At 63.7% G+C, this 8,476-nt stretch carries 17 protein-coding genes; 1 reads left to right on the top strand and 16 read right to left on the bottom strand.

Features of this window, described 5'->3' with window-relative positions:
• Positions 1-25: 25 nt before the first annotated feature.
• The 16 genes from HPA02_RS17685 to HPA02_RS17615 form a co-directional block, all read right to left on the bottom strand.
• The gene (locus HPA02_RS17685; RefSeq protein ID WP_146804526.1) at positions 26-820 is read right to left on the bottom strand and encodes a DUF2303 family protein; all 795 of its coding nucleotides are present in this window, start codon (positions 818-820) and stop codon (positions 26-28) included.
• Complete coding sequence (locus tag HPA02_RS17680; RefSeq protein ID WP_146804525.1) at positions 817-1,170, bottom strand: YfdP family phage-associated protein; 354 nt, start codon at positions 1,168-1,170, stop codon at positions 817-819. Before HPA02_RS17680 ends, HPA02_RS17685 begins: the two co-directional genes overlap by 4 nt.
• Positions 1,171-1,222: 52 nt before the next feature.
• Positions 1,223-1,645: a zinc-finger-containing protein gene (locus tag HPA02_RS17675; protein WP_146804524.1), complete on the bottom strand. Its 423-nt coding sequence runs from the start codon at positions 1,643-1,645 to the stop codon at positions 1,223-1,225.
• 2 nt (positions 1,646-1,647) lie between these two features.
• The gene (locus HPA02_RS17670; RefSeq protein ID WP_146804523.1) at positions 1,648-2,520 is read right to left on the bottom strand and encodes a hypothetical protein; all 873 of its coding nucleotides are present in this window, start codon (positions 2,518-2,520) and stop codon (positions 1,648-1,650) included.
• Positions 2,513-3,289, bottom strand: a complete 777-nt coding sequence (locus HPA02_RS17665; RefSeq protein WP_146804522.1) for a Rad52/Rad22 family DNA repair protein — start codon at positions 3,287-3,289, stop codon at positions 2,513-2,515. Before HPA02_RS17665 ends, HPA02_RS17670 begins: the two co-directional genes overlap by 8 nt.
• 66 nt (positions 3,290-3,355) lie before the next feature.
• A complete protein-coding gene (locus HPA02_RS17660) occupies positions 3,356-3,637 on the bottom strand; it encodes an XkdD/Y8K6 family phage-associated protein (RefSeq protein WP_146804521.1) in 282 nt (93 codons plus the stop codon).
• On the bottom strand, positions 3,634-3,870 hold the full coding sequence (locus tag HPA02_RS17655) for a hypothetical protein (RefSeq protein WP_146804520.1): 237 nt from the start codon (positions 3,868-3,870) through the stop codon (positions 3,634-3,636). Before HPA02_RS17655 ends, HPA02_RS17660 begins: the two co-directional genes overlap by 4 nt.
• Positions 3,867-4,157, bottom strand: a complete 291-nt coding sequence (locus HPA02_RS17650) for a hypothetical protein (RefSeq protein ID WP_146804519.1) — start codon at positions 4,155-4,157, stop codon at positions 3,867-3,869. The genes HPA02_RS17655 and HPA02_RS17650 overlap by 4 nt, the downstream gene beginning before the upstream one ends.
• Complete coding sequence (locus HPA02_RS17645) at positions 4,154-4,438, bottom strand: hypothetical protein (protein WP_146804518.1); 285 nt, start codon at positions 4,436-4,438, stop codon at positions 4,154-4,156. Before HPA02_RS17645 ends, HPA02_RS17650 begins: the two co-directional genes overlap by 4 nt.
• On the bottom strand, positions 4,419-4,640 hold the full coding sequence (locus HPA02_RS17640) for a hypothetical protein (protein WP_146804517.1): 222 nt from the start codon (positions 4,638-4,640) through the stop codon (positions 4,419-4,421). The genes HPA02_RS17645 and HPA02_RS17640 overlap by 20 nt, the downstream gene beginning before the upstream one ends.
• 3 nt (positions 4,641-4,643) lie before the next feature.
• Positions 4,644-4,856 carry a hypothetical protein gene (locus tag HPA02_RS17635; protein ID WP_146804516.1) on the bottom strand — a complete coding sequence of 71 codons (213 nt, stop codon included), beginning with the start codon at positions 4,854-4,856 and terminating at the stop codon, positions 4,644-4,646.
• Complete coding sequence (locus HPA02_RS18310; RefSeq protein WP_186810025.1) at positions 4,853-4,993, bottom strand: hypothetical protein; 141 nt, start codon at positions 4,991-4,993, stop codon at positions 4,853-4,855. Before HPA02_RS18310 ends, HPA02_RS17635 begins: the two co-directional genes overlap by 4 nt.
• Positions 4,994-5,753: 760 nt before the next feature.
• Positions 5,754-6,053 (bottom strand): DUF5334 family protein, encoded by a 300-nt coding sequence (locus HPA02_RS17630; protein WP_146804515.1) that lies wholly within the window; start codon positions 6,051-6,053, stop codon positions 5,754-5,756.
• A 368-nt stretch (positions 6,054-6,421) separates the two neighbouring features.
• Positions 6,422-6,970, bottom strand: a complete 549-nt coding sequence (locus HPA02_RS17625) for a hypothetical protein (RefSeq protein ID WP_146804514.1) — start codon at positions 6,968-6,970, stop codon at positions 6,422-6,424.
• A 13-nt stretch (positions 6,971-6,983) separates the two neighbouring features.
• Positions 6,984-7,220 (bottom strand): hypothetical protein, encoded by a 237-nt coding sequence (locus HPA02_RS17620; protein ID WP_146804513.1) that lies wholly within the window; start codon positions 7,218-7,220, stop codon positions 6,984-6,986.
• A gap of 117 nt (positions 7,221-7,337) precedes the next feature.
• Positions 7,338-8,078, bottom strand: a complete 741-nt coding sequence (locus HPA02_RS17615) for an XRE family transcriptional regulator (protein WP_186810024.1) — start codon at positions 8,076-8,078, stop codon at positions 7,338-7,340.
• Between the two features lie 168 nt (positions 8,079-8,246).
• Between HPA02_RS17615 and HPA02_RS17610 the strand changes: the two genes are divergently transcribed.
• Positions 8,247-8,456 carry a helix-turn-helix transcriptional regulator gene (locus HPA02_RS17610; RefSeq protein ID WP_146804511.1) on the top strand — a complete coding sequence of 70 codons (210 nt, stop codon included), beginning with the start codon at positions 8,247-8,249 and terminating at the stop codon, positions 8,454-8,456.
• Positions 8,457-8,476: the final 20 nt, after the last annotated feature.

Below are 8,476 nucleotides of genomic sequence, written 5' to 3'. Positions count from 1 at the left end.
AGGGCCCCGTAGGGCCCCGCGTTGGTCAGGGGGTGAACTGGCCCAACAGGCACTCGCAGTCGGCCAGGGTCTCGGTGATCTTGCCGGCGAACTCCTCGGCGATCTCCTTCTCGGCGGCTTCCAGGCTCACGGCGCGGAGCCGGAAGCTGGGCCCGCCTTTGGTCAAGCTGGCCACGCGCATGGCGAAGTCGCGCTCGGTCAGGCCGTCATAGGGAGCGAAGCGCCAGGTGATCACCACCGGCAGCCGCTCGGCGTTCTTCACGGTGACCTTGTTCATGACGCCGACCTGGCTGGAGTGCTCCTGCTTCTCGCTGTCGATGCTGGTCAGGTCGTCGATCGACACCTTTCGGAAGGCGTGCAGCACCTTGCGATAGTCCAGGGCCTCGCCCTCGCTGTTAGCGAACTCCATCAGGTGGCCCCAGTCCTCGAGCAGCTCGACTATGCCCTCCTGGTCATAGGTACGGCCATTGGCCTGGTGGAAGGCGCGGAATTCCGGCGTCTTGGGCAGGGTGAGGGTGGCACGGTGGTCGCAGTGCCCGGCCAGCGCGATCTCTCCGATATCGAGGTAGCAGTCGGCGGCCATGCGATCTTGGTCGATGAAGACCGGTACGCTGCTAGTGGTCCGGGCGGCGACATAGGCCAGGAAGGCCTCCAGGCCCTGGGTCTCGAATTGGCCGCGGAAGCGGCGGCGGTGGCCCTGGTATTTCTCCAGGTCGGCGAGCTTGAACTCGCTGCCCAGGATCAGGGCTTGGCCCTCGGCCACCTCGGTGCCGGTCTTGTGGCTGGACTCGATATGCTGCAGGGCGTCCTTGGTCATCATGCGTCAGTTTCCTTCTTCTGGCGGTGGGAGTGGCCGATCATGTCGATCTGGCTCTTGGGCTCCAGGGTCATCTCGCCACCCTGGTTGACGTACATCACCGTTTCCGTGGTGTGGTCCTCGGCCTGGGTGCCGTGTTCATGCGGGATCTTGAAGGCCAGCTTATGGATGATGCCGACCCGGCCGCCGGAGCCGATGTTGCTGATCTCCAGGTCAATGCTGACCTTGGCCTTCTTCTTAGGGTTGTCGGTGGCCGCTGCCGCGGCGTGGCTGAGGATGACGCCCAGGCGCTCAGCCAGGACGCCGCCATCCAGGTCCTCGATGAACCTGGTCACGTCGGTGGGGTGACTCATGGGATTTCCCTCTCGGGTGGTGGGTGAGGGGCCCGCCGGCCCCGGGTGGTGATCAGTCGTGAAGGGCGCCGCTCTCGCAGATCTGAATGGCCAGCTGGCAGGCGGCGACATCGAACATGCCGATATGGCAGTCTTCTTTGTCGATCCCCATCAGCTCGGCAAGGCGCTTGTACCGCCCGCCCCGGGCCATCCCCTTCTTGTAGTCGGGGTCGGCGGCTGACTTCCTCAGGTATCGGTCCTTCCAGATGGGATCGAATGCCGCATGGGTGCGCTGCTTCCATTCGCGCAGCTCGGCATTGGCCAGCCGGCCCAGGGGCTTATCGGTGCCGGGGTGGGTGCCAACGTGAGCATCGCAGGGAGCGCACTGGTAGAAGGTCTTGTGATAGAGATCGGGGCGGTGCGGGTAGATGGCATCGCCACCGACCTGGCGGGAGAACTGCCCGCAGTACGGGCAGATCGGGGTGAGGCCTTGCATGGTCACTCTCCGGTAGTGGCGTTGAGGGTGACGTGGCGCACGTCGCCATTGCTGATAGCCTCGAGCACGCACTCGGCGGCGGAGACATCGATGCCCAGGCCGATCAGGTCGGCGAGCGCCTCGTCCCAGGGGCTCTCGTCGTCGAACCCGAAGACGGTGCCGCCGGCGGTGACCACTTCCCGGGGCTTGGCTGGCTCGGCGGGGACGGTAGGCTCAGCGGGCTCAGCCGGTGCGGCAGGAGCCATCGCCGCCTGCATCCGGGCCATCTCGGCCTTTTGACGTTCGATCTCTTCCTGCTGGGCGGCCAGCTGTTCCCGCTGCAGGGCCTGGGCATGCATATCGCGAAGCTGCCGGAGCACCCGGGCTTTCTCGTCCTCGGCCTCGGAGGTGATGTCGTAATAGCCCTCGGTGTCGATACCCTCGGCGGCATCGATCAGGTCGGCCAGGGCGGTGGAGCCGAGGCCGGCGGCGGTATCCAGGTAGCTGGTGACCTCCTTGGACAGCTTCTCGCGCAGGCTGGCGATGCGCTCCTGGCGCTTGCGCTCCTCCGCCTCGTCCACCGCCTGCTTGGCGTTGCGGTGGGGTTTCTCCAGCTTCTCGACCTCGGCGATCAACCCCTTGGCGCGCTCATTCACCTGGGCCACGAAGTCGCGGTGGGGCTGGGTGATTGCCAGGCGGGCCTTGTCGGTGCCGGTGCGCATCTTGGTCAGCGCCTGGATGGCCTTTTTGCCGGCGGCATAACCCTCCTTGGTGGCGTAGTCGGGCACGGTGCCGTACTTGGCGCGTAGCTCACCGAGCTGCTTCTCGACGTTGTTGAGCTCGATCAGTTCGGCGGCGTAGGGCTGGGGAGCGAGGTTCTCGGCGGCGTTACTCATTGGCGGCGGTCTCCTGCTGTTTCTCGCGGGCCTGTTGGACGCGGGCAATACCCTCGTCTCGAGCCTTGTGGATCATGGCGATACCCTTGGCGGGATCGACCCGGGCAACGCTGGCCCGGTCGTTGATGCGCTGGAGCATGGTCTCGGCGGCAATCTGGATGCTGCGAGGGTGCGGGATCTTGGTGCGCAGGGTGTCGCACTCGCGCTTGAGCCAGTCGGCATACTCGTCGCGGCACTTGGTCAGCTCGGCGTCGAAGTCCTCGGCCTGCTCGAGGCGCGTTTCGGCCTCGCGGAGCTGGCGGTAACCCGTGTCGTCGAACAAGCCGCCGAAGATGTCGGCAGCAAAGCCAAGCTGGCTGAGGCACTTCTTCATGGCGTCGGTGACCGACTTCTTGGGCGCCTCGCCATCGGTGATGAATTTGCCTTTGTTGGTCATATAGACGGCCCGGGTGTGGCCGAAATGGCTCACCTCGCCGCGCTTGCCGCCCCACTCATACCAGAGGGTTAGCTGGCAGGTATGCGTCAGCTCGTGGCCGATGACTTGCTCCTTGAGCAGCACCGGGGCGCCCTGGTCGAAACGGTCAACGTCGATGCGGTAACCCCAGCCAATGCCCTGGGGCCCGAAAACCTTGGTGGCCAGCTTGACCATGTGGATTGTGTCGATGGCCGTGATGGTCTGGCCGTTGACGTTGGCCTGCTTGGTGGCCGTGGTGGGTGTTTTCTCCACCTGGTGCCATAGCGCCAGGTGCTGGTTGTCATGGTCACTCATGGTGTATGCTCCTCTCGATTCTGTGCGAATCACCGGCCCCGCCCAGCTCCACCTGGACGGGGCTTTTCAGTTCTCGCCGCGGGCCTTGGCCTCAACTTCTAGGCAGCACTTTGTCCAAGCGACTATCTGCTCGGGATCGGCGTTGAAGCCCGGGAAGGCCTGGAGGCAGTCATAAAGCTCCGGCGCGGCGGCGATCAGGCGGGCGTTGGCATTGGCGATGCTCCGCGTGTGGCCCGAGCCTCGGCACGTCGCCACCAGCCCGCCTCGGCTTTCCTCGCTACGGGGCGCAATGATCTGCCTCTGGTCGCAACGCCAGGGCCCCGGCGCCCACTTCGTCTCGTTGCTCATGCCGCCTCCTTTGCCCACTGCTCCACCAGCGCCTGGACGGTCTCGTCGTCGCTGTGCAGGCTGATTAGCTCCTCCAGGGCCTGGCGCTGCTCGTCGCTCGCCAGCCACTCGGCGAATGCCGTGGATGCCGCGGCGTCGCCGTCTCGCCAGGCCTCGGCCGGCGTTTGCGGCTGATCGGGGTCGAACTGCCGGTAGTGCACCGGCTGGCAGGTAATGTCGATAGCTGCGCTCATAGCTCACCTCCGGTGCGCTCTAACTCCTCTAGCAACTCATCTGCACTCCTCACTGCCGAGGCTGAGAAAGCCCCAGGCTGCCAGTTGCCACTCGCCAGCATTCCCTGCATTGCCAGGGCGGCATGTTGCTGCCTGACGCCAGCACGTATGATCTTGTCAAGCTCAGCATCGCCAGTGGCAGGCACGCCCATGGCGATGCAGAAGCGCTCGCGCTTGGTGAGTCCGTTGAAGTCGTCGTCGTGGCTCAGCCCAGGCACGGGCATCGCCGGTAAATCTGCGTTAGTCATGCGGCCTCCTGCTTGCGGTTGCTGGCGACCCACTGGGCCAGCTCGTCGCGCAGTCCGGCGAGGTCGTTCTCGCCAGGGTCGCGGAGCCGGTATGTCGTGCCCTTCATGCTCCAGGGGGCGGCGCCTGCCGGCATGATGGTGACGCTGGCGTTGATGATCAGCGGGTGGTCGTCGATCAGCGTGGAATAGGACGAGTAGGCGGTGGGAATGCCGGTCTGCTCGCGGGCGGCGATGGCCAGGGCCTGGATGCCGGCCAGTAGCTCACTCTGTTGCGGGGTCATGGCGGGGCTCCTTGTCGAGAAACTGGCGCGCCGACTCAGGAACCTCGTCGGCCGGCACGGCTTCGATGTGGATGCGGTAGGGCCAGTCATCGACGATGGCCAGCCAATCAGCGCGGGTGCGGCCATGCTCGGTGAGCATCTGCCGCACCAGAGCGACCTGGGCCTCGACCCGGGTCATGGGTGGTGGGGCCACGGTCTTCATGGGTCACCTCCAGAGCTGGATCAGCGCCGCGGCTTGGCCGGCGCGGCGGGCGTGGTAATCCGCCCAGCGCCGGGCATTGGCCAGGCCCTGGGCATCGCGGGCGCGCTCGGGGTCGAACGGTCGGCTGGCGATGATGGGTCGCTGAGGTCCGGCGATCACCACGCCCTGGGCCCGCTGTTGGGCGCGGTGCTCGATAAGCACGGGGTTGTTGATCATTCCCACACCTCCTTCAACTGGCGTTCCAGCTGCCTATCGCTGAGGCGCTGGTCGATGATCCGACGGCGGCGGTAGAGACTGGCGGAGGCCTGCCGGTCATTGCGCTGGCGGCTCTCCTGCTTGGTGATCGGCTGCATGCGGCCTCCGTGTCGCGGCGCGGCCCGCTGATCGCGAGCCCGCAGGTGTAAAAAAGCCCGCCGAGGTGGCGGGCAATGGGATCGCCCCTGGTGGGGCTGGCAGGGATTCGATAGAGCGATGCAGTGGTCTGAACTCATGTCCGACAGGCCGGCTACGCGGTGGCCGCGCCGGCCCGCACAATGCAGATGCCTATGGCATTGCCGCCACCAGGCTCTCAGTTAACGTGCGCTACCCAAGGGCTACGCATTCACCGCATCGATAAGCCGCCTGGTCTCCCTGGTCCCATGGCGTGGCAGGGCAGGCGACTTATCGATGGCCCCGGTATTCTCAGCCCCGGGGCGGGGCGCTTGGCCGCACTGCGCAGCGGATCGCGTACTGCTGTGACACGGCTGGGCATCGTTCTCTGCCCGGGTTGCCTACCCAACGCCTTGGCCCTCAATCGCCAGGCGCCCCGCTCGGGTTGACCGTGCCCATCCACCTGCTGTTGCCGTTGGCCGCCGCGTCCTGCTACTGGCCTGACGCCGCGGCGGTGGATGCCCCCTTGTGGCCCCAGGGGGAGGGGATCGCATGTTGTTAAAGAGCGGCTGTGGCGGTCAGCCTCCGTTCGGTAGGCTCTGCCTGCAGACGTGATTAAATATCACAAAATGTGATTTATACGTCAACCACGTTTTGTGATTATTTGACATGAATAAACCTAAGTGTCTGAGATTGAAGAAATAAAAAAGCCCGCCACGGTGGGCGGGCTTGGAGGCTGGTGGGCTATAGGTAGAACTCGATAGTCCGCAGCTTCTCTAGCGTGTGGTCGTAGAGCTCGAGGATCAGCAGCGACTCGTCGAAAGGGATCACCGTCTCCACGGTGGCGAGGTGAGTGCTATCGGAGCCAGCGTCGTATAGCTCGATGCGGGCGCCAGGCTGGATGCCTGGCTGTGCCTCCATGCGCATGCTGGCGTCGGTCTCCCAATCGTAGCCATCCCAGTCCGCGGCGGCTGCATGAGCGCAGGCGAGAAGCGCGAGGATCGCGACCAAGGAGAGTGTGGCCCAGCGGGACGCGCTACCCATTGCAAGCGCATCCTGGCGGCTGGTGGCAGGTATAGGAGCGGTTGATACAGGAGTTGCCGCAAGCCTTGCCGGTACGGCATACCCGGCAACAACCCTGTGCCAGGATGACCTCGTCTGGCATAGCGTCCAGTGTGACTGGATCGCAGGCTACAGACGCTTCAAGATCAGCGAAGTAGACGGCGGGTGGGCTTGGGTCGGTGGTCTCGGCGGCCGGCTCGGCAGCGATTGCGCCGAAGGAGAGGAGGAGGGCGGCCAGCATGGCCAGAAGTCGATCCATCATGATGATCCCCTGCTTGTTCCGGGCTAAGGCCACTTCAGAATAGCAGGGGTAGCGAAAGCTCGCCCTAGTGGCGGGCATCGAGGGAGGGTTACTGTGCCTCGGATGGTGGCAAGCGCTCAAGAATCGACTGCTGGGTACCTTGGATCGCCTGTACTGCCTCGCGGAACTCGGCCCGCTCCTCGGCGGCACGCTGAATCTCCACCTGAGTCTCGCCATAGGACTGGGCGTAGCTGCCTTGTTCGCTGATCCAGCCAACGGCAACGGCCAAGGAAAGACCCACGGCAGCGACCACCCCTGCTACAGTTGCGATAGCTACGTGCGTGGAGTGGCGGCGCGCTTCATCAAAGCGAGTGTTGATCGTCTGGTGGAGAGCAGCTACCTCCCCGCTGAAGCGTTCTTCTGCTTGATAAAAGCGATCTTCAGCTTTCTGGAAGCGCGCTTCAGCCTGCTCCTGAAACCGCTGCATAGCCTCCATGCGGGCGTCGAGCTTGCTCTCGATCCCTTCAAGGCGGGCGTCGAGATAGCGATCCTGTTGACTCAAGGCATCGGCTCCATAATGGGCTTCCGCTTCATTATAACGTGAAAGGCCACCCAGGCGCTTTTCCGCCTCATCCTCGATCATCTTCAGCTCGAGCATGTCGAGAAGCTGCCTATTCTCCACGGCTGGCTCCCTCGTGACCGGATGGGTCTTTGAGCATTTCTAGTGCCTGTTTCACCGATTCTGTTGCCAGGGCAGCGTGCGCGCTATCGCTGGCGCTGCCGCCTTTCTGAATCGCGCGAGATAGCTCCAGCGTGGCATCCATCAAGTACATGGATACCATTTCATTGCGCGTGCTCTTGCGTTCGAGCGCCTCCATACGCCGCTCCAGCTCATCGATTCTGTCCATCAAAGCCACTCCTGCCGGAAAGTGTCGCTACCACATGGTGCTGGACCAGAAGACCTAGCCCTTGATGCAGACCTGACCCTCACCGTGCCAGGTCGCCTAGCAGATGATACCCAGGCATCACAGCGGATTCTCGGCCATGAACACACGGCCCAGGATCCTAGGTGCGTCTGGGTCGGCCAGGCTGTAGACCTCTTCGGGGTATTCGTCTGCGTTTTCGCTGACCACGCGCACCCGGCCCAGGGGAAGGCGGTAGAGGCGCTTGACCCTCAGCATGCCAGCGTGGTCAAGGGCGTAGATCCTGCCGTCCTCGATATGGCGGCACCCTTTGTCAATGCCAATGGTTGCGCCGTCGGTGATGGCGGGAACCATCGAGTCACCCCGCGCCGTTGCCAGGGCAGCGTTCTCTGGTTGGACGCCATAGCGGGATAGGCGCGGCAGGCTGAAGCGTTCCTGGACGCCGTGGTTCTCTATGACCTGGGTCGCACCGTCACCAGCGGAAAACTCCACCTCGCGAAATACCGGAAGCCATACCTCGTCAGGTCGCAGCGGTTCATCGCCCTCGATCAACTCGGCATCCATGAGATCGGCGTTGCCGTCTGGTGCATGGCGGCGCGACTGTAAGCTGGTGACGTTACTTGTACTGGCGCTTTCCTCACCGGTCCATAGCCACGCTTCGCTGACGCCCAGGGCCTTGGCCAATAGAGCCACATCGCCACTTTTGGGCTCCCGGATCCCGCGCTCGTAGTTGGAAACGCGCCCCTGGGAAGCCCATTTGCATGCTCTTGCCAGCTCGGGCTGCGTCATCTCAGCCTGCAGCCTGGCTTCTTTGATGCGGTCGCCGATCGTTGGTCCTGCCACCTGAACCTCTCTAGTCATGAATCCGGCCGGCTCGGGCTAGCCGGTGACACGACTTGTGTCACTTGATCTGCATTATCAACACGGAGCGTGTTAGAGGCACTCGACGTTTTGTGATTGAATAAACCACAAAACGTGATATTGTGTTCTAAAACGCAGCGAGGTGATGTCGTGGACATTCGTTTTCTCAGAGTCAAGGCAGGCATGACCCAGAAAGAGCTGGGCGAAGCCTGCGGCCTTGGCCAATCAACAATCGGCAACTACGAGGCTGGCATCCGCACGCCGAGTCTCGAGGTGGCCCAGAAGATCATTGAGGTGGTTCAGAAGCGCGGTGTGAATGTCTCCATAGCAGACTTATTCACCAGCTCGGCTGCCGCCTAATCCACCCCATCGCCTGCCTG

Origin of the sequence: Bisbaumannia pacifica, assembly GCF_007989625.1 — a bacterium.
GTDB classification, from domain to species: Bacteria; Pseudomonadota; Gammaproteobacteria; order Pseudomonadales; family Halomonadaceae; genus Bisbaumannia; species Bisbaumannia pacifica.
The sequence above is the reverse complement of the archived record's forward strand: the minus strand, read 5'-3'. Positions and strand labels throughout refer to the sequence as shown.